Source organism: Caulobacter sp. GW821-FHT09B11 (assembly GCF_059418205.1).
The window spans coordinates 54,647-73,036 of the sequence record NZ_JBWKPK010000007.1 but is presented as its reverse complement, the minus strand read 5'-3'; the positions used below and the strand labels follow the sequence as shown (position 1 = coordinate 73,036).

Annotated in this window: 17 protein-coding genes; 8 read left to right on the top strand and 9 right to left on the bottom strand. The window is 69.2% G+C overall.

All coding sequences use genetic code 11. From position 1 onward, the window contains the following. Positions 1-65: 65 nt before the first annotated feature. The 4 genes from AC07N1_RS06945 to AC07N1_RS06930 all read left to right on the top strand — a co-directional run bounded on the left by AC07N1_RS06945 (position 66) and on the right by AC07N1_RS06930 (position 3,381). Positions 66-821, top strand: coding sequence for a tRNA1(Val) (adenine(37)-N6)-methyltransferase (locus tag AC07N1_RS06945; protein WP_494671129.1), 756 nt, complete (start codon positions 66-68; stop codon positions 819-821). Between the two features lie 148 nt (positions 822-969). Further along, a complete protein-coding gene (locus AC07N1_RS06940) occupies positions 970-1,800 on the top strand; it encodes a flagellin (protein ID WP_494671128.1) in 831 nt (276 codons plus the stop codon). A gap of 167 nt (positions 1,801-1,967) precedes the next feature. Then, complete coding sequence (locus AC07N1_RS06935) at positions 1,968-2,363, top strand: VOC family protein (RefSeq protein ID WP_487289665.1); 396 nt, start codon at positions 1,968-1,970, stop codon at positions 2,361-2,363. Positions 2,364-2,367: 4 nt separating this feature from the next. After that, entirely contained in the window at positions 2,368-3,381 is a 1,014-nt protein-coding gene (locus tag AC07N1_RS06930; protein WP_494671127.1) for a ThuA domain-containing protein, read from the top strand. Between the two features lie 167 nt (positions 3,382-3,548). Here AC07N1_RS06930 and AC07N1_RS06925 read toward each other — a convergent pair whose 3' ends face one another. The 5 genes from AC07N1_RS06925 to AC07N1_RS06905 all read right to left on the bottom strand — a co-directional run bounded on the left by AC07N1_RS06925 (position 3,549) and on the right by AC07N1_RS06905 (position 8,780). Further along, positions 3,549-4,094, bottom strand: coding sequence for a DUF2239 family protein (locus AC07N1_RS06925; RefSeq protein ID WP_494671126.1), 546 nt, complete (start codon positions 4,092-4,094; stop codon positions 3,549-3,551). Next, positions 4,091-4,429: a GIY-YIG nuclease family protein gene (locus AC07N1_RS06920; protein WP_494671125.1), complete on the bottom strand. Its 339-nt coding sequence runs from the start codon at positions 4,427-4,429 to the stop codon at positions 4,091-4,093. The genes AC07N1_RS06925 and AC07N1_RS06920 overlap by 4 nt, the downstream gene beginning before the upstream one ends. Before the next feature lie 53 nt (positions 4,430-4,482). Next, entirely contained in the window at positions 4,483-5,934 is a 1,452-nt protein-coding gene (locus tag AC07N1_RS06915) for an NCS1 family nucleobase:cation symporter-1 (RefSeq protein ID WP_494671124.1), read from the bottom strand. A gap of 104 nt (positions 5,935-6,038) precedes the next feature. Continuing rightward, positions 6,039-6,209 carry a hypothetical protein gene (locus AC07N1_RS06910; protein WP_233245147.1) on the bottom strand — a complete coding sequence of 57 codons (171 nt, stop codon included), beginning with the start codon at positions 6,207-6,209 and terminating at the stop codon, positions 6,039-6,041. A 99-nt stretch (positions 6,210-6,308) separates the two neighbouring features. Next, positions 6,309-8,780 carry a TonB-dependent receptor gene (locus tag AC07N1_RS06905; protein ID WP_494671123.1) on the bottom strand — a complete coding sequence of 824 codons (2,472 nt, stop codon included), beginning with the start codon at positions 8,778-8,780 and terminating at the stop codon, positions 6,309-6,311. 317 nt (positions 8,781-9,097) lie between these two features. Between AC07N1_RS06905 and AC07N1_RS06900 the strand changes: the two genes are divergently transcribed. Then, a complete protein-coding gene (locus tag AC07N1_RS06900; protein ID WP_487289654.1) occupies positions 9,098-9,661 on the top strand; it encodes an RNA polymerase sigma factor in 564 nt (187 codons plus the stop codon). After that, positions 9,624-10,652: a FecR family protein gene (locus tag AC07N1_RS06895; protein WP_494671122.1), complete on the top strand. Its 1,029-nt coding sequence runs from the start codon at positions 9,624-9,626 to the stop codon at positions 10,650-10,652. The genes AC07N1_RS06900 and AC07N1_RS06895 overlap by 38 nt, the downstream gene beginning before the upstream one ends. Positions 10,653-10,752: 100 nt before the next feature. Here the strand turns inward: AC07N1_RS06895 and AC07N1_RS06890 are convergent, their stop codons facing one another. Beyond that, a complete protein-coding gene (locus AC07N1_RS06890) occupies positions 10,753-13,551 on the bottom strand; it encodes a TonB-dependent receptor (protein ID WP_494671121.1) in 2,799 nt (932 codons plus the stop codon). A 535-nt stretch (positions 13,552-14,086) separates the two neighbouring features. On the opposite strand from AC07N1_RS06890, the gene AC07N1_RS06885 reads away from it, so the two are divergent. Together AC07N1_RS06885 and AC07N1_RS06880 are read left to right on the top strand one after the other, a co-directional pair. Continuing rightward, entirely contained in the window at positions 14,087-15,517 is a 1,431-nt protein-coding gene (locus AC07N1_RS06885; protein WP_494671234.1) for an amidohydrolase, read from the top strand. Between the two features lie 23 nt (positions 15,518-15,540). Beyond that, positions 15,541-15,696: a hypothetical protein gene (locus AC07N1_RS06880; protein WP_494671233.1), complete on the top strand. Its 156-nt coding sequence runs from the start codon at positions 15,541-15,543 to the stop codon at positions 15,694-15,696. Positions 15,697-15,740: 44 nt separating this feature from the next. On the opposite strand, the gene AC07N1_RS06875 is transcribed toward AC07N1_RS06880, so the two are convergent. From AC07N1_RS06875 to AC07N1_RS06865, 3 genes are all read right to left on the bottom strand, one after another. Then, positions 15,741-16,217: a sterol desaturase family protein gene (locus tag AC07N1_RS06875; protein ID WP_494671120.1), complete on the bottom strand. Its 477-nt coding sequence runs from the start codon at positions 16,215-16,217 to the stop codon at positions 15,741-15,743. A 71-nt stretch (positions 16,218-16,288) separates the two neighbouring features. Continuing rightward, positions 16,289-17,491, bottom strand: coding sequence for an ABC transporter permease (locus AC07N1_RS06870; protein WP_494671119.1), 1,203 nt, complete (start codon positions 17,489-17,491; stop codon positions 16,289-16,291). Then, positions 17,488-18,390 carry an ABC transporter ATP-binding protein gene (locus AC07N1_RS06865; protein WP_494671118.1) on the bottom strand — a complete coding sequence of 301 codons (903 nt, stop codon included), beginning with the start codon at positions 18,388-18,390 and terminating at the stop codon, positions 17,488-17,490. Before AC07N1_RS06865 ends, AC07N1_RS06870 begins: the two co-directional genes overlap by 4 nt.

Genomic DNA, 18,390 nt, shown 5'->3' with positions numbered 1-18,390 from the left:
GACCGTTGCGAGCGACAATGGTGGCGGGATAGGTCAGGGTCAAGGCGAGCACAAGGCCCGAAACGTTGTCAGACCCCTCCTCCGTTCCCTCCGTCACCGAAGATCGCGTGTTGGACGGACGCGTCAAGCTTCGCCAATCGGCGGCGGGATACCGGGCCGGGCTCGATGCGGCCCTGCTGGCGGCCGCCTGCGACGCGGGCGACGGCGATCGCGTGATCGAGGCCGGCTGCGGGGTCGGCGGGGCCCTGCTGGCCGCCGCGACCCGCCGGCCAGGCGCGCGATTCGTCGGACTGGAGCGCGATCCGGCCGCCGCCGCCCTGGCTCGGCAGAACTCGGATCTCAACGGGCTGGCCGATCGGGTGGAGATATTCGAGGGCGACGTGGCGGCCGGCTTCCGGGCGCTGGGGCTTCCGGTGTTCGACGCGATGATCAGCAACCCGCCGTTCTTCGACGATCCCAAGGCCCTGCGCGCGCCGGCGCCGGAAAAGTCCGGCGCCTGGATGGCCGACGCGGGCCTTTCCGCCTGGACCGCCTTCGCCCTGAAGGCCGTGCGCGAGGGCGGGACCATCACCCTGATCCACCGCGCCGACCGCCTGGCCGACATCCTGGCCCTGCTGGCCCCCAAGGCCGGCTCGTTCCGCATCCGCCCGGTGCAGCCCTTCGCCGATGCGCCAGCCAAGCGCGTGATGGTGCGGGCGGTGAAGACCGGCAAGGCGCCGCTGGTGCTGCTGCCGGCTCTGGTGCTGCACGACCGGGACGGCGGGAAGCATTCAGCGCAGGCCGAGGCGATCCTGCGGGGGGAAACGGCGCTGGGATGGTGAGGAAATCCTTCTCTCCTTGCGGGAGAGAGATCAGGCTCCAAGAACTTTTCCGCGCATCCTAACGATCCGCTAACGCAACGCGTGCAGAACTGCGCCTTGGATGCAAAACGCGTCCTTGGCCAGAATGGCCGCGCCGGGAAACGGGTCGATGCCGCTGAACAGCATCAACACCAATGTGGGGGCGATGATCGCCCTGCAATCGCTGAACGCCATCAATGGCGAACTGGCGACCACGCTGCGCCGCATCGCGACCGGCCTGAAGATCTCGAGCCCCAAGGACAATCCCGCCGTCTGGGCGACCGCCAAGATGCAGTCGGCCGAGGCCAAGTCGCTGGACGCCGTGCGCGCCTCGCTGCAGCGCGGCCAATCGACGACTGACGTGGCCCTGGCGGCCGGCGACACGGTCACCGACCTGCTCGACCAGATGAAGCAGAAGATGCTGGCGGCTTCCGACGCCAGCCTGACCACCGCCAGCCGCAAGGCGCTGAGCGACGACTACGTCTCGCTGCGCAAGCAGATCGACCGGGCGGTCGAAAACGCCAGCTTCAACGGCGTGAACCTTATCTCGTCGGGCTCGAACGGCTCGATCAAGGCCCTGGCCAACGCCAAGGCCGACTCGACCATCGACGTCGACCACGTGGACCTGTCGACCGGCGGCGCCACGATGTCGGGCATGCCCGCCGACCTGCTGACCCGGCCGACAAACGTCGAGATCAAGGCCATGGACGGCGTGATGCAGAAGGTCACTGCCGCCCTGTCCACCCTGGGCACCCAGGCCAACGCGCTCGACACCCACCTGACCTTCATCGACAAGCTGCAGGACACGCTGGAGGCCTCGGTCGGCCGGCTGGTCGACGCCGACATGGCCCAGGAGGCGACGCGTCTCCAGGCCCTGCAGGTCAAGCAGCAGTTGGCCATCAAGTCGCTGTCGATCGCCAACGCCGCGCCGAGCTATCTGCTGAAGCTGTTCGGGGGCTAGCGCCCCTCCACCGTAAAATCCCCGCGAAAGCGGGGACCCAGGTGTTTTGTCGTCGAGCGTCGCGCGTTTCAGAAAAAGCCTGGTTCCCCGCTTTCGCGGGGATTTTACGGATGGGGAATTGGCCCCAAAGTCCGCGCTGTCCCTCCCCTTTCCCCGCGTGAGTCGCCATGGCCCAGCACCTCGCCCTCCTGTCTCTGCTCGTGCGCGACTATGACGAGGCCCTGGGCTTCTATGTCGGCAAGATGGGCTTCGATCTCGTGGAGGACAGCGAACTGGGCGCGGGCAAGCGCTGGGTGGTCGTCTCGCCTGGTCCGGGCGGCTCGCGTTTCCTGCTGGCCAAGGCGGCCGACGAGCGCCAGGCGGCGATGGTCGGCGCCCAGGGCGGCGGCCGGGTCTGGCTTTTCCTGCACACCGACGACTTCGACGGCGACCACGCGCGCCTCTCCGCGGCCGGGGTGACCTTCCTCGAGGAGCCCCGGCACGAGGCCTATGGCAGCGTGGCGGTGTTCGAGGACCTCTACGGCAACCGCTGGGACCTGCTGCAGCCGCGCGGCAAGGCCTGAAGCCGTGCGCATCCTGCTGGCCCTGGTCGTTGCGGTCCTGAGCCTGGCGGGCGCCAGCGTCGCCACGGCGGCCGAGAAGCCGATCCGCGTGCTCTATCTCGACCAGTCGGTCGGCTGGCGGCATCGGCCGGTGACGCGGCCGGCGGACGGCGGCCTGGCGCCCTCCGAGGCGGCGATGATCGCCATCGGCAAGCATAGCGGCGCCTTCACGACCGAGGTCACCCAGGACGCCCGCGAGATCACGCCGCAGCGGCTGGAGACCGTGGACGTGCTGGTGTTCTACACCACCGGCGCCCTGCCGATCTCAGCCGAAGCCTGGGCGGCCGTGCAGGCGCGCCTGGCGGCCGGCAAGCTGGGGTTCGTGGGCCTGCACAGCGCCGCCGATACCGGCTGGGACTATGCGGGTCCGGGCCTGGACTACACGACCATGCTGAACGGCCAGTTCGGCGGCCATCCGTGGACGGAAGAGCAGAAGGTTCGCGTCAAGGCGCTCGACAATCATCCGCTGGCCGCGCCCTGGGGCCGCAGCGTCGACCTGGTCGAGGAGATCTACCAGTACAGGCGCTTCGACCCATCCGCCGTGCGGGTGATCCAGAGCCTGGACTTTTCGGGCGCCCCGCTGAAGCGGCCTTACGCCGTGCCGGTGAGCTGGGTGCGCAGCGTGGGGAACGGCCGACTGTTCTTCACCAACCTCGGCCACAACGAGACGACCTGGGCCGATCCGCGCTTCGCCGAACAGATCGTCCGGGCCGTGCGATGGACGGCATGGAAGGCGCGGGGCGATGCGACGCCCAATCCGCGCGAGCAGGCGCGCGACCAGGTGCGGGCGCTGCTGACCTATGCCGGCGAGGTCGATGTCGAGGCGCGGGTGGCGCGGGTGAAGGACCAAGCGTGGCTGCTGGCGGTCGCGGGCCGGATCGCGGCGTTGCGGGAGGTCTATCCGGGCAAACCGGAGGCGGATCAGACACGGTTCGAGGCGGCGTATGGGGCCGTGCTGGCGGAGGTCAGGGCGAGGTGATCCCTCTCCCCTTGCGGGAGAGGGTGGCCCGCGAAGCGGGTCGGGTGAGGGGTCTCTCAGACCTCAAAGCTGCGGGAAGCGGATAGGCTGGGCGCTGTCACTCAGTTCTGAGAGACCCCTCATCCGACGGCCTTCGGCCGCCACCTTCTCCCGCAAGGGGAGAAGGCTCAAAACTCCGCAAGCGCTCTTGCGTGCGCCGCCACGTCGGTCGGCCATTGCGCGAGGCCCGCCTCGAACCCTTCCTTGTCCCCAGCATAGAGCGCCCGCATGGCCGCCTCGAAACCCGGGGCGTCGCCGGCGGCGGCGCTGGCGAAGCGGTAGGCGGCGTCGCGGGCGCGGCGCAGGCGGTCGGGGGCCTCGGCCTCGCGGCGGGCGGCTTCGACCAGCTTGCGCAGGGCCACCGAGGCCCCGCCGGGCTGGGCGGCTAGCCAGTCCCAGTGACGCGGCAGCAGGGTCACCTCACGAGCGACGACGCCCAGCTTGGGCCGGCCGCGGCCGCGCGGGGTTTCGGGTTCGGCCTCGGCCGGCGCCAGGCGGGCGGCCAGATCCTCGGGGCTTCCGCGCAGGTCGAAGTCCACCTGCCGGCCGTCGGGATCGAAGATCAGCAGGGCGGCGTCGGGACGCCTTGCGAACACAGCCTGGGCGGCCAGGGCGACGGTCAGCTGGTCGCCGGCGGCGAGGCGAGCGCCGGTCTCGAACAGGGCGTAGGTCATCGGACGAGGTCTACCGCGTTCAGGGCTTCGCACCAGTGCTTGCGGCGGTCGGCCAGGCGAAGCGCCCTGCCCTTCGGCTCCAGCCCCTCGGCGTCGATCGTTTCCAGCACCTCGAAGGCGAAAGCCGTTTCGCCATGGGCGTTCCAGGCGCCTTGCAGGCGGGCGTTGGGGTGCGAGCCCAGGCGCAGGGAGAACCAGACGCCGTTCTGGCGGGTCGCGACGTTCTCGGTGCCGCCGACGAAAGCCTGGCCGGTGCGCCCGCAGCGCACGGCGTAGACGCCGGGCGTGGGCTTTTCTTCCTTGTAGGCGCGCAGCAGCGCCTTGCGCGAGTTCATCGCCGTCTCCTTGGGTAGACAGCTTTTTACCCGGACGAATTATGGAGTCAATATTATCCGGGTGTTTTTCTCGCCATCAGGCCCCAGTAGAGCGCGCCGGCCAGCCCCGCCCCGACGAACCAGGCGTACTGGTAGAGGGTCGTCCAGGGCGCGCCGACGCCCGCGAAGGCGTGCGGGGCCGCCGCGTGCAGGAAGCCCGGCAGGTTGGGCGCCACCCCGACGGCGAAGGCGATCAGGGCCGCCGGGTTCCAGCCGTTGCGATAGGTGTAGGGTCCCGCGCGGTCGTAGAGGCCTGGCGCGTCCAGCACCGTACGGCGCAGCAGCCAGTAGTCGACGATCAGTATGCCGGCGATCGGTCCCAGCAGCGCGCCGTAGCCGGTGAGCCAGACGAAGATATAGCCCGCCGTGCTCTCCAGCAGCTTCCAGGGCATGATCAGCACGCCGATGACGGCGGTGATGTAGCCGCCGATGCGGTAGGTGATCCGCCTGGGCCAAAGGGCGGCGAAGTCGTAGGCCGGGCCGACCAGGTTGGCGGCGATATTGCACGAGACGGTGTCGAGGCTGATCACCACCAGGCCGACCAGCACGGCGATCCCGCCGATGTCGCCCGACAGGGCCACCGGGTCCCAGATCGCCTTGCCGAAGATCAGCACCGTGGCCGAGGTGACGACGACGCTCATCGCCGCCAGCAGGGCCATGGGACCTGGCAGGCCCAAGGCTTGACCCACGATCTGGTCCTTCTGGGTGCGGGCGAAGCGGGTGAAGTCGGGGATGTTGAGGGCGAGCGTGGCCCAATAGCCGGTCATGGCGGTGACGGCAGGGCCGAAGTCAGCCCAGAAGCGGCCGGCCTTGGCGCCGCCGGCGTCATAGGCCGAGGGCTCGTGCAGGATGGGGCCGAGGCCGCCGGCCTTGGACAACGCCCACCACACCAGGGCCACGCAGACGATCACCTTGACCGGCGCGGTCCAGGTCTCGAGCTTGCGGACGGTCTCCAGGCCCTTGGTGACGAAGGCTAGCTGAATCAGCCAGAAGGCCAGGAAGGCCAGTAACTGACCCATCCCGATGCCCAGCAGCGGGATCATCGGGCCGTCGAGCCTGGCGCCGACCATGACGCCGAGCAGGGTCAGCAGCGCGCCGCCGCCGATCCAGGTCTGGATGCCGTACCAGCCGCAGGCGACGATGGCGCGGGCCAGAGCGGGCAGCCGCGCGCCCCGCCAGCCGAACGAGGCTCGGGCCAGCACGGCATAGGGCACGCCGTGCTTGGCGCCGGCGTGGCCGATCAGCAGCATGGGGACCAGGACGATCAGGTTGCCCAGCAGCACCGCCCAGACGGCCTGGACCGCCGACATCCCCTGCTCGACCAGGCCGGCGGCCAGCATGTAGGCGGGCACGGCGATGACCATGCCCAGCCACAGGGCCGCGAAGTGACGCGCGCGCCAGGTCCGCTGGGCCGCCGTGGTCGGCGCCAGGTCGTCGTTCCAGAGATTGCTCGTCTCGTCCGCCATGCGCTCCCCCAAGCCCCCGCCCTGAAGAACGAGCGTCCAAAGGAAGAGCATGGCGCGACGAGACGGGCGCCGTCACCTGGGAAATCGGTGATCGGCGAGGTGTTTCAGAGCGCTGCGTACGCCCAGGTCGCCAGGCCGGCGCCGAACACCAGCACCATGGCGATGATGCCGACCCTGTCCCACTGGATGCAGGGTCCGGCGTGCCGGAGTTCGGGCGACTCCGGCTTGTTGACGTCGCAGGTCTTGAAGAACACGGGACGCACGGAAACACGCATGGCGTGGGCCATGTTGAACCTCCCTAACGATGAACCGAGCCTCTGACGGGCGCGTGCGGGAAGGTTAACACGAACTCGCCCAAGAGGCGAAAACATCGCTCAGTAGGCGAAACGCAGACTCAGACCCACGCGGCGCGGCTGGGGCGAGAACGATTGCGGCAGGCGGCCCGTGGTGATGAACAGCGGGGCGTCGGAGTCGAGCAGGTTCTCGACGAACAGGCCCACAGACCCCCGCCCCTGCTCGATCGCCACACGCCCGTCCAGCAGGGTGACGCCGCCCAGGTCGCGGCCCGAGCCGGGGCTGACCGACTCGAAGGTCGAGCGGGATTCGCCGACATAGGCGGCCGAACCGTTGAGGATCAGGGCGGCCCCGCCCGGCAGCTCGCGGCGGGTTTCGCCCCAGACGGTGAAGGCCGTGCGCGGCACGGCCGGCAGGTGGTCGCCCTCGTGGCCGAGGCCGGCCATGGCGCCGGTGGTCTGGTCCTGGGTCAGCACGGCCTCGGTGGCGGCCAGGTTGAAGCCGAGCTTCGAGACGCCCCGGCTCCAGACCATGTCGAACTCGGCGCCGTCGATGCGGGCGCGGCCCAGGTTGGTGACGAAGGCGAAGGCCCCGTTGGCGCTGGTCGCCGAATACTGCATGTCGCGCCAGTCGATGCTGTAGAGCGCCAGGTTGGCCGACAGCCGCCCGCCGGCCCAGCGCGACTTGAGGCCAAGCTCCCGGTTCCACAGCATGTCGGACCCGTAGGCCTGAAGCTCGGCCGGCAGGCCGGGGGCGGTGTTGACGCCGCCGGGCCGGAAGCCCTGCGAGATCTGAGCGTAGCCCATCAGCCGGGGCGTGAAGCGGCGCGAGGCCACGGCCTTCATGCTCCAGCCGTCCTCCTCGACCCGGTTGCGGAAATTCCCCCCCGATGTGTCGGAGATGACGTTGACCACCAGCACCCGGCCGACGGTCTTCTTGTCATAGGCGAAGCGGCGGGCGCCGAGGGTGACGTCGGTCCGGTCGTCCACGGCCAGGGTCGCCTCGCCATAGGCAGCCACCTGGTCAAGGCGGGTGTCGACGATGCGGCGGCCGGTGTAACCGGCGGCGTCGACAGGCAGGCCGGTGGCCGGGTCGGCGACCCGCACCTGGCTGTCGATGCTGTCGCGGCGGGTCTCGGAGAACAGGCCCACGGTCCATTGCAGCGCCCCCTCGTAGTCGGAGGTCAGGCGCGCCTCGCGCACGTCGGCGACGAGGTCGATGGGCTGGTACAGCAGGCCCGGCGTGCGGCTGTCGACATAGGAGGCGTAGGCGCCCATCTGGCCCGCGTCGCAGGCGAGGCTGGCGCCGAGCGCCAGCCAGCGGGCGCAGCCGGCGGCGCTGCCGCGCTCGGCCTGCAGGGTGCCGGTGTAGTCGATCTGGCGGGTGTTGTTCCACTCGTAGCGGGCCAGCGAGGCCGAGAGCCGCACCCCCGGCAGGCGGCTCTCGAACGACAGGGCGCCGAACCAGACCTGGCTGTCGAACGGGGTGCGGACGAAGTTGCGCGAGACATGCGAGGGCTCGCCCGGCGCGCCGGCCCCGGTGTCGTTGAGCTTGGAATCCTGGGCGGCCAGCAGCAGGTCGACGCGCATGTCGTCGCGCGGACGCCAGGCGGCGGCCAGGCGCGCGCCGATGGTGCGGCCGTCATTGACCCCGGTCAGGCCCAGGCGGGTGTTGTCGGCGAAGGCGGCCTCGTCGCGGCGATAGGCCGTCAGCCGCACGGCGGCGCGGTTGTCGGCGAAGGTCTTGTTGGCCACGGCGGTCGCCGCCCCGCCGGCCCGGCCGCCGACGACGCCGCCTTCCAGTTCGAGGCCCGCCAGATCGCGCGACAGGTCGGCGCGGTTGAAGCCCACCTTCACCGCCCCGCCCATGGCGCTGGAGCCGTAGAGCGTGCCCTGCGGCCCGCGCAGCACCTCCAGCCGGTCGACGTCGACCAGCAGCAGGTCGGGGAACGAGCCGCCGGGATCGGCGGTGGTGCCGCTGGGTCCCGACACCGGCACGTCGTTGTAATAGAGGGCGGTCGTCGCCTCGCCAGAGCCGTAGACGCCGCGCAGCGTCATGCGCATGCGGCCCACGCCCGTGCTGGTCAGGGTCAGGCCCGGCAGGCGCTGGGCGACGCGCTCGAAGGTCACCGAGCCGGTGGCGTTCAGGGCCTCGCCGCCGATCACCCGCATCGACAGCGGCGTGCTCTGCTCGGGCATGGAGCGGCGCAGGGCGGTGACCATCACCGCATCGACCTCGGCCGTGGCGACGGGCGCAGCCGCGGTCGGGGCGGCCGGCGGCGCACGGACGAGCGCGGCCCGCTCGATCAGCAGCCGGCCGCCGTGCCTGCGGGCGACCAGGCCCGATCCGGCCAGCAGCCGCCGCAGGGCCTCGTCAGGTTCCAGCTGGCCGCGCACGCGGGGCGACGACAGCCCCACCACCAGGGCTGGATTGAACAGGATCTCGGTGTCGGTCTGGGCGGAAAAGGACGTCAGGGCCCGGGCCATCGGCGTGCCCGCAGCGATGTCGACCCGGCGCGGCGCGGCCGCGATCGCCGCGGCCGGCGTCGCCATGGCGGCGAGCGCGAGCCATCCCGCGAGGGCGGATCGACAATGACGTGTGTGCAAGACCCCCGGGGCTCCAGTACTCGGCAGCGCCCCTTCCTTCACCGCTGCGTTTCCCAAGGCCAGTCCCCTCGTCGCCGTTGGCCGGCGATCCCGTCCCCTCGCCCCCACCTGGGCTCCCGCCTGGCGGACATTCCGGAGACTCTGCCTGTTAATCTGGCAGGCGGGGCGCCCCGACGGCAAGTGCGAGAACGTGGGTTGACCCCGTCGTCACGCTGCTGACGAATGATCGCAACAAAAAAGACTCGTTGTGTCGGGGACGACGTATGGCGCTGGCGAATCTGGCCGCTGGAGCGCGAGGGAGCGAGGGCCTGGCCCAAGCTTCCCTGCCCTATCAGCAGGCCCTGAGAGCTTTCTTCCGCCGAAGGGTGGAAGGCGGCGAGGTCGACGACCTCGTCCAGGAGGTCCTTCTCCGACTGCACAACCGCCGTGACGGCGGCGAAGTGTCGAACCTCGGCAGCTTCATTTTCCAGACCGCCACCAACGTCCTGCTCGACCGCCGCCGCCGCGACACCGTCCGCAAGCGCCAGGCCCACTGCGAGCTGGAGGAGATCCACCACCCGCTCGACGAGCTGTCGCCCGACCGGATCCTGCAGGCCAAGCAGGCGGCCGCCGTCGCCGCCGCCGCCCTCGGTGATCTTCCCTTAAGGACACGCGCTGCATTCATGCTCGTGCGTTTTGAAGGCATGAGTTACAAGGCGGCGGCCGCTCAACTGGGACTCTCAGTCAGCGCGGTCGAAAAACACGTCGCCAAGGCTCTCAAGCACCTGACGAGCCGTCTGCAGGAACACGATGCGCCACACCGCCCCAAACCTGGCTTCTTCCGGTGAACCGGACGCCGCGGAATGGGTCGCGCGCCTGCACAACCGGCCGAACGACCTTGGCCTGCGGCGTGACTTCGATTCCTGGCTGAAGGCCGATCCCGCCCACAAGGACGCGTTCGATTCCGCCGCCGACGTCTGGTCGCGCATCGGCGCTCTGTCGGATGAACCCGAGATTCTGGCGGCCCGCGCCTCGCTGAAGGCCGACCTGGCCGCCAACGCTCGCGCTCGCCGCGCCCGCCCGCAGATGCGCTGGGCCGCGGCGGTCGCCGGCATGGTCATGGCCGGCGGCTTCGGCACGGCCCTATGGCTGGCCACGGCCCCGTCGGATCATTCGGCTCCCGCCGTCGCCCCCGTCCAGACGGCCCAGGCCGTCTACCAGACCGGCGTCGGCCAGCAGAAGAGCATCACCCTGGCCGACGGCTCGGTCGCCACCCTGTCGACCGACACCGTGCTGCGCGTCACCGAATGGGGCGCCCGCCGCGGCCTGACCCTGGATCGCGGCGAGGCCTTCTTCCAGGTGGCCAAGAATCCGCATCGGCCGTTCGTGGTGACGGCGCAGGGCCGCACGGTCACCGCGCTGGGCACCGCGTTCAACGTGCGCATCGACCCGGGCGTCTGGTCGGTCAGCCTGCTGGAAGGCAAGATCCGCGTCGCCGACCCGGTCGCCCACAACAGCGTCGACCTGCTGCCCGGCTCGCGACTGGAGCAGCGTTCGGGCGCGACCTGGGCGGTGGCCGCCGCCGACGTCTCGGCCCTGACCAGCTGGCGTCAGGGCAGCCTGACCTTCGACAACCAGCCGCTGGCCGAGATCGTCGGTGAGCTGAACCGCTATTCGGACCGCAAGATCCGCATCGCCTCGCCGCGCGTGGCCGCCACCCCGATGAGCGGCCGCTTCAAGACCGGCGACGTCGGCGGCTTCGTCGACGCCCTGTCGGCCTACGGCGCGGCCAAGGTTCGCCATGGCGAAGGCGGCGAGATCGTTCTGGTTTCGCCGTAGCGGCGATCCACGTCCCTCCGGATCGCGTTCTTCAGCCGCGGATCAACCCGACGAGGGCGAGTTGGGCCAGCAGCTTCTCAGCCGCCGGCCCGCGCCGCTGTCACTCGCCGAAGCGGAAGCGCAGGCCCACGCCGTAGTAGCGGCCCTCGTAGCGGACATCGACCGGATAGGTCCGGTCGGGCGAGTAGTTGTTGTAGTTCTCAAACGGCTTGGCCAGCAGGTTGCTGACGTCGAGGCTGACGGTCAGTTGCTTGGAAAGGTCGTAGCTCAAGGAAGCGTCGAGACGAGACGTCGCCCGCACCCCTACGCCGGTGTACTGCGAGCCGTCGGTCGCCTGACGGTAGTAACTGACCCAGGGCGAACGTCGATTGTAGGAGATCCGCCCCGTCACGCCGTTGCGCTCGTAGAACAGAGCGGCGTTGTAGGTCCATTTGGAAAGGCCCGTAATCCGGACGTAGGACGCATCGGCGCCGAGCGTCTGGGGGAACTGGTTCTTGCCGTCGATGTAGGTGACGTTGCCCTGGACGCCGAAGCCCTTGAAGGCTTCGGGGAGGAAGTCCAGGAAGGTCTGGGCGTTGACCTCGAAACCCTTGATCTTGCCTGCTCCGGAGTTTTCCGGACGGCTGATTTCGATCAGGCCATAGACCGGGTCCTGGACCCGGCTGGTGTAGTTGCTCGTGAACCCGAAGAGGTCGCGATAGAAGCCGGCGACGGTGATGCTGCCCGTGCTGGAGAAATAGTACTCGGCGCTGATGTCGTAGTTCTTGGACGTGAGCGGCACGAGGTCGGGATTTCCGCCCGAGCCGTAGGCGTTGGGTTGCACCGGCGCGTTGGGATCGACCGGTTCGTTGGGGTCGCGAACGACCTGCGTGACGTTCAGGGCCGGGTTGAGCGCGCCGAAATCGACGCGGGTGCGGGTCTCGGTATAGCCCAGGCGCAACTGCACCTTGTCGAGCGGCCGGATCCGCAGGCTGATGTTGGGCAGCACGTCCGTATAGTCCTGCTCGATCGTCCTGGGGATCAGGCTCGTGGCGCCGTTGACCGAGACGCGCGAGACGCCGGAGTATTCGCCGACCGTCTGAACCACCCGGACGCCGGCCACGCCGTCAAACGCGATCGAACCCACATCGAAGGCGTACTTGGCCTGGACGTACCCGGCGTAGCTCTGTTCGGTGGCGTTGAAGGCGCCGCCCTGGTCGAGAGGCACGTCCGGGCTGCTGAAGGCCGTAAGGGTGTCCTTGTAGCCCTGGTCGTTGGGATAGAGCGCGATCAGCTGCTGCAGGGCCTCGATTGAGCGTTGCCGCAGAGCGGCGGCGTTCGCCGCGATCCCCTCGCGGGTCGGCATCAGATACTGGGTGAAGCCCTGCGAGGAGCCGCGGAACGGATCCTCGATCATCTCGAGCTGCCCCACGGGCAGACTGGAAAGCGCGATCTTCAGCGGCAGCACCCAGGCGTAACGCGAGCCCTGGATCAGCGAGGCGTCGCGATCGGTGTAGCGCAGTCCGAACTTGATCTCGGGCAGGAACGACAGGCGGGTGTCGAACACTGCGTCGCCGCGCCATTGGACCCCGCTGCCCTTGGCGATGTAGTGGCGCTCGTAATAGCCGCGCCAGTAGTAGTTGGCCGGGTTTGCGGCGTCGAAGCCGGTGAGGTCGAACGCCGCGCCGTCCTTCTCGTTGAACTTGACGATCACGGTCGGCGCGGTGGTGAAGGCGCTGTCGAGACTCCAGTTGCGGGCCTCGTACTCGCTGTCCTCGTAGGCGAGGTCGGTCGACAGGGTCAGGCGATCACCGCGCCAGACGGCGCCGACCGCGCCCTGGTAGGTGTTGGTGTGATCGGCGCCGGTCGAGCGATAGGCCTGGGGCGCGACGCCGCCGGTCTTGGTGAAGCCGGCGGCCTGGTCGGTGGTCCCCGGAACCAGCGTGACGTTCGTCAGGGTCGGGTCCTGCAGGACGGTGGAGTCCCAGTCGCGAAGATTGACGTCCAGGTTGTCGGTCGCCTGCCGGCCGCGATAGCCCTGGTAGATCCCGTCGAAATAGATCTCGAGCTTGTCGTTCGGCTTCCACTGGAGGGCGACGTTCGCCGAAGGCCGGTAGCGCTTGCCGCCGTCGTTATAGAGACCCACGGAGTGGGGATAGTAGAAGCTGTTGCCGACGCTGGCCGGCGAGACGCTTGAAGCGGGACTGACCTGGCGGATCCACTGATTGTTGTACCGCACGCCGTTGCGGTACTGCGACTGGGCGTAGGTGGCGTTGGCCAGAAGGCCGATCTCGCCGATCGACGTGTCCCAGCGGTTCGAGAACAGGATGTTGCCGTTGGGGTCGAACTTCTCGGTCTGGTCGTTGTAGGTGAGGCGCACGCCGCCGCCGATGAACCGGCCCTTGAAGTCCAGCGGGCGACGCGTGCGGACGTTGATCAGGCCGGCCAGGCCCGGCTCGACGATGTCGGCGGTGCCGGACTTGTAGATCTCGATCCCCGCCAGGGCCTGGGCCGGGAAGTCCTGCAACTGCACACGACGCAGTTCGGCGGTGAAGATCTCGCGGCCGTTATAGGTGGTGGCGACGTCGGGCAGGCCTCGGATCAGGACGCGATTGGCCTCGTCGCTGAACCGTTCGACCTGCACGCCGGAGATGCGCGCCAGCGTCTCGGCGGCCGTGTTGTCGGGAAGCTTGCCGATGTCTTCGGCGACGACCGCGTCGAGGATCGCGTCCGAGGTGCGCTTGATGGTCTGCGCCGAGCGCATGCTCTGGCGAAGGCCGGTCACGACGACCTCGGTCACGGCCGAGGTCTCCGTCGTATCGGTGGCTGTGTCCGTAGCTGCGGCCGTCGTTTGCGCGACCGCGGGCATGCCCAGAAGCGCCATCGGCGCGACCGACAGCATGAAGGCAATACGCTTCATCAATCCCTCCCATGTCGAGCGCGAGGTATTTTCCTCGTCGCTTCATTTGTCCGACTAAATGTGCAGAGCAATCAATTCCGGTCAATCCAATTGATATGATCAATGCGAAAATTGAAATATGGATTTCACATTTCAGCAGATTTCGAAATCGCATTCAGGGATGCGAACACGCATAACCCCATACGAAGAAGGGAAGCTTGGCTTTTTCGGATGGGCGCTCGTTTCAGATGTCGATGCAGAACGTCGGTCCGGCAAACGCGAGCAGCAGCAAGCTATACTCTGACAAAATGGAGTTTGCATCGGCTCCGCTTGACCTTGCGGCAAGCGCCACGACGGGGTGGAGGTCCCCGGCTCCAGGGCGGCGATGACCGGAGATGGGACGAACCTTCGCCCCACTTTCTCCCCTCCCCGGTTGCGGAAACCCATCCCCCCTGCGTCATGGAAGTAGACAGCGGCGCCGTTCGCGTCGCGTTCAGGGAGGCTTTTCGTGACTTCGATCTTCAAGACCGCCGCCGCAGGCTTGGTTTGCGCGCTGATGGCGTCGAGCGCCATGGCCGCGCCGCTGAGCGCCGCCCAGAAGACCCAGTTGAAGGCGAACGTCGACGCCTACACCCCGCAGATGAACGAGGCGGCCCTGAAGATCTGGGACTATGCCGAGCTCGGCTACCTGGAGGCCAAGAGCACGGTGGTGCTGCAAGACCAGTTGAAGGCCGCGGGCTTCGAGGTGAAGGCCGGGGTCGCCGACGAGCCGACCGCCTTCGTCGCCAGCTTCAAGCAGGGCAAGGGTCCGGTGATCGCGGTGCTGGCCGAGTTCGACGCCCTGCCGGGCCTGTCGCAGGCCGCCGTGCCGACCAAGACCCCGCGCGAAGGCGCCGACAACGGCCACGGCTGCGGCCACAACCTGTTCGGCGCGGCCTCGGTGGCCGGCGCGGTCGCCCTCAAGCAGTGGATGATCCAGAACAAGGTGCAGGGCGAGATCCGCGTCTACGGCACGCCGGCCGAAGAAGGCGGTTCGGGCAAGGTCTACATGGTGCGCGAGGGCCTGTTCGACGACGTCGACGTGACCCTGCACTGGCACCCGGGCAACGAGAACTCGGCCCGCCAGGGCACCTCGATGGCCAATATCAGCGGCAAGTTCCGCTTCCGCGGCAAGTCCTCGCACGCCTCGGGCGCGCCGTGGGCCGGTCGTTCGGCGCTGGACGGCGTCGAGGTGCTGGACACCGCCGCCAACTTCATGCGCGAGCACATTCCGGACGGCACGCGGATCCACTACGTGATCACCAACGGCGGCAAGGCCCCCAACGTCGTGCCCGACTTCGCCGAGGTCTATTACTACGTCCGCAACAGCGACCCGAAGGTCGTGGTCAGCGTCATGGACCGCGTCAAGAAGGCGGCGCAGGGCGCGGCCATGGCCACCGAGACCAGCGTCGAGTTCGAGCAGACCGGCGGCGTCTACAACCTTCTGCCCAACGACGTGCTGGGCAAGGTGATGAACGACAGCCTGGTCAGCGTCGGCGGGATCACCTGGACGGCCGAAGAGACCGAATTCGCCAAGACCCTGGCCAAGAGCCTGACCAACGGCGGCGGCGACCTGGCCTCGGTGGGCAAGATCGAGTCCTACGCCCCGGCCGACATGACCGGCGGCGTGGGCGGCTCGACCGACGTGTCGGACATCTCGTGGGTGACCCCGACCGTGGGCCTGTCGACGGCGACCTTCGTGCCGGGCTCGGCCGGCCACAGCTGGCAGAACGTGGCGGCGGCGGGCTCGTCGATCGGCCTCAAGGGCGCGGCCGTGGCGGCCAAGACCCTGTCGATCACCGGTGCGCAGCTGTTCATGAACCCCAAGCTGATCGCCGACGCCAAGGCCGAGCTGAACAGCCGCCGCGGCGACGGCTTCCAGTACAAGGCCATGGTCGGCGATCGCAAGCCGCCGCTGGACTACCGCAAGGCCGGCGGGGCGGAGTAAGGCGCTTCGACCTTGTGAAGACGATGGGGCGGCAGGCTTGCTTGCCGCCCCTTTCTTTTGCTCGTCATCCCGGCCGGAGCGAAGCGGAGAGCCGGAACCCAGGGGCCGCCGCAGTGCATTCGCCAACGCCGGGGCGGCGAACCCAGACGCCGCGCCCAGTCCCCCTGGGTCCCGGATAAGCCCTTCGGGCTTTCCGGGATGACGAAAGCTTGGTGGCTAGAACCTAAGCCTGGACGCCCCGCGCCCGCAGCTTGGCCTTCAGTTCGCGGATGGGCCTGGCCAGCAGGAAGCCGAACGACACCGCGCCTTCCTTGGAGTGCACCGCGTGATGGATGCGATGGGCCTGGATCAGGCGCTTCCAGTAGGCCGACTTGCCGAGCGGAACCTTGAAGCGCTGGTGCACCATGCCGTCGTGGAAGATGAAATAGACCGCGCCATAGGCTGTGACCCCTAGGCCCACGGGCAGCAGCCATGGCAGGCCGCCGTTGGTCCCGAACCAGATGGCGACGATGGCCGGGGCGGCGAAGACCACCGCGAAGAGGTCGTTCAGCTCGAAGGCGCCGTGGCGAGGCTCGTGGTGCGAACGGTGCCAGACCCACAGAAAGCCGTGCATGACGTACTTGTGGGTGAACCAGGCGAAGCCTTCCATGAAGGCGAAGGCGGCCAGGAACAGGGCGACCTGAAGTCCGAAGGTGACCATCGCTTTCCTACTCTGGAGACCGCCGCCTGATCGGATCAGGCTTCTGCGGGCTCGTCCTTGTCCTGGCTCAACTAGCGCTGCGGATCGCGCGACAGCGCCTGGGCGACGCCCAGCCCCGTCGCGCCGATGGCGACCAGCACGATCCAGGCCTTATACACCGACGCGATCCCGCCGTCGCGCCAGAGCACGGCCTGGTAGGCGTCGATGACCCAGGCGTGGGGCGTCAGCCAGCCCAGGCTCTGCAGCCAGGCGGGCATGAGGAAGCGCGGAGCCATGCTGCCGCCGATCGCGGCCAGCACCAGGATCACGAAGGTCGACAGCATCTGGGCCTGGTCGCGCGTGCGGCACAGCGAGACGAGGCCCAGCGCCAGGCCCGCCGAGCAGACGCCGGCCGCCAGGGTGGTCGGCAGCCAGAGCAGGAAATGCTGGGCGGCCTCGACGCCGTAGACGCCTTGCGCGACCACGAAGATCATCACGGCCTGCACCACCGCCTGGGCGGTCAGGAACAGGAACTTGCCGGTGACCACCGGGCCCATGCCGGCCACGCCCGCCAGCAGGCGGTCGGCGACGCCGGCCCGGCGCTCCTCCATCAGCGACAGCGCCCCCTGCATGGCCGAGAACAAGGCGAACAGGATCATCACCGCCCCAGCGTAATAGGCGATCACCGCCCCGCCCTTGCGGGCGCCGGCCACCTCTTCGCGGTCGAAGAGGTCCTCCTTCAGCGCCGGCGGCTTGCGACGAAGTTCGGCGGCGGCGGCGTCGATGCGGGCGGACTGGACGGGCGAGAGTTCACCGAGCGCCGGCGTCAGGGCCTCGACCGAACGGCGCAGAGCCGCGTCGGGGGCGGCGGCGGCCAGGGCCTGCTGGGTGCGAGCCTGGGCCAGGGGCGCGGCCACGGCCCGGGAAGGATCGGCGACGATCAGGAACGGCCTGCCCGGCTGGGCGGGGTCGGCGCGGATGACGAGGCCGGCGTCCACCTGGCCGGACTTGACCCGCGAGCGCACGACGGCCGCGTCGGGCGCGGTCTCGGCGCGAAGGTCGGGGCTCTTGAGCAGGGCGGCGGCGACCCGGCGCGAGGCGTCGGTCTTGGCCAGATCCGCGACGGCCAGTTTCGGTTGGAGATTGTCGCCCGAGGTCCCGGCGAACACCGACGAGAAGATCAGGAACACCAGCGGCGGCAGCAGGAAGGTCATGACCAGGGCCGCGCGGTCGCGCCACAGCTCAAGCGCCATCACCCGCATCATGGCCAGCGCCATCGCGATCCGCATCTTCATGCGGCTTTCCGGTCGGCGACGAGGGTGAAGAGGTTGGCCAACGACGGCTCGCGCACGCGGATCTCGCGCGGGGCCAGACCCAGCTTGCGCAGGCGGGCGTCCAGGCGCCCGGCCGCCGCGTAGCCGCCGGAGTCGAGGCGGGTCCAGACGCCCGGACGGCGGGTCGGCTCCAGACCCTCGGCGGCCAGGCGGATCTCGCCGGCGGTGTCGAGGCCTTCGGACAGGTGGACCAGGATCTCCATCTGGTCGCCATAGGCCTCGGCGACCAGGGCGCGGGGCTCGCCCTCCAGCACCATCGACCCGTCACGCAGGAAGCCGACGCGGTCAGCCAGGGCCCCGGCCTGGTCGAGGTCGTGGGTGACGATCAGCACGGCGACGCCCAGGTCGCGCAGGTCGCGGATCACCGCGTCCACCGCCTCGCGGGCGTCGATGTCGACCCCGACCGTCGGCTCGTCGAGGATCAGCAGGGTCGGCTGGTGGACGATTGCGGCGGCGATGTTGGCGCGGCGCTGGAAGCCGCCCGACAGGGTGCGGACCGGGGCGTCGGCGCGTTCCAGCGTGCGGGTCAGCTCCATGGCCCGGCGCACGGCGGCGGGGATGCCAGCGCGCGGCACCCCGGCCAGGACGGCGAAGGTCTCGATGTTCTCGCGCACTGACAGGTTGGCGTAGAGGGCGATCTCCTGCGGCACGAGGCCCAGGCCCGCACGGGCGGCGGGGGTGCGGGCCGGGTCGGCGCCGTTGAGGCGCACGGTCCCGGCGTCGGGCTTCAAGCGACCGCAGATGGCGCGCACCAGGGTGGTTTTGCCGGCGCCGTTATGACCCAGCAGGGCGTAGATCTCGCCCGGATGCAGGGTAAGGTCGACGCCCTTCAGCACCCGGCGCTGGCCGTAGGAACGCAC

Excerpts from the sequence above, each read along its gene's own strand:
- AC07N1_RS06880 (WP_494671233.1), top strand. The coding sequence starts at position 15,541 with ATGGGGCGGCAGGCTTGCTTGCCGCCCCTTTCTTTTGCTCGTCATCCC.
- AC07N1_RS06900 (WP_487289654.1), top strand. The coding sequence starts at position 9,098 with ATGGCGCTGGCGAATCTGGCCGCTGGAGCGCGAGGGAGCGAGGGCCTG.
- AC07N1_RS06895 (WP_494671122.1), top strand. The coding sequence starts at position 9,624 with ATGCGCCACACCGCCCCAAACCTGGCTTCTTCCGGTGAACCGGACGCC.
- AC07N1_RS06885 (WP_494671234.1), top strand. The coding sequence starts at position 14,087 with ATGGCGTCGAGCGCCATGGCCGCGCCGCTGAGCGCCGCCCAGAAGACC.
- AC07N1_RS06875 (WP_494671120.1), bottom strand. The coding sequence starts at position 16,217 with ATGGTCACCTTCGGACTTCAGGTCGCCCTGTTCCTGGCCGCCTTCGCC.
- AC07N1_RS06935 (WP_487289665.1), top strand. The coding sequence starts at position 1,968 with ATGGCCCAGCACCTCGCCCTCCTGTCTCTGCTCGTGCGCGACTATGAC.
- AC07N1_RS06870 (WP_494671119.1), bottom strand. The coding sequence starts at position 17,491 with ATGAAGATGCGGATCGCGATGGCGCTGGCCATGATGCGGGTGATGGCG.
- AC07N1_RS06920 (WP_494671125.1), bottom strand. The coding sequence starts at position 4,429 with ATGAACTCGCGCAAGGCGCTGCTGCGCGCCTACAAGGAAGAAAAGCCC.
- AC07N1_RS06940 (WP_494671128.1), top strand. The coding sequence starts at position 970 with ATGCCGCTGAACAGCATCAACACCAATGTGGGGGCGATGATCGCCCTG.
- AC07N1_RS06915 (WP_494671124.1), bottom strand. The coding sequence starts at position 5,934 with ATGGCGGACGAGACGAGCAATCTCTGGAACGACGACCTGGCGCCGACC.
- AC07N1_RS06910 (WP_233245147.1), bottom strand. The coding sequence starts at position 6,209 with ATGCGTGTTTCCGTGCGTCCCGTGTTCTTCAAGACCTGCGACGTCAAC.
- AC07N1_RS06890 (WP_494671121.1), bottom strand. The coding sequence starts at position 13,551 with ATGAAGCGTATTGCCTTCATGCTGTCGGTCGCGCCGATGGCGCTTCTG.
- AC07N1_RS06905 (WP_494671123.1), bottom strand. The coding sequence starts at position 8,780 with ATGGCGACGCCGGCCGCGGCGATCGCGGCCGCGCCGCGCCGGGTCGAC.
- AC07N1_RS06925 (WP_494671126.1), bottom strand. The coding sequence starts at position 4,094 with ATGACCTACGCCCTGTTCGAGACCGGCGCTCGCCTCGCCGCCGGCGAC.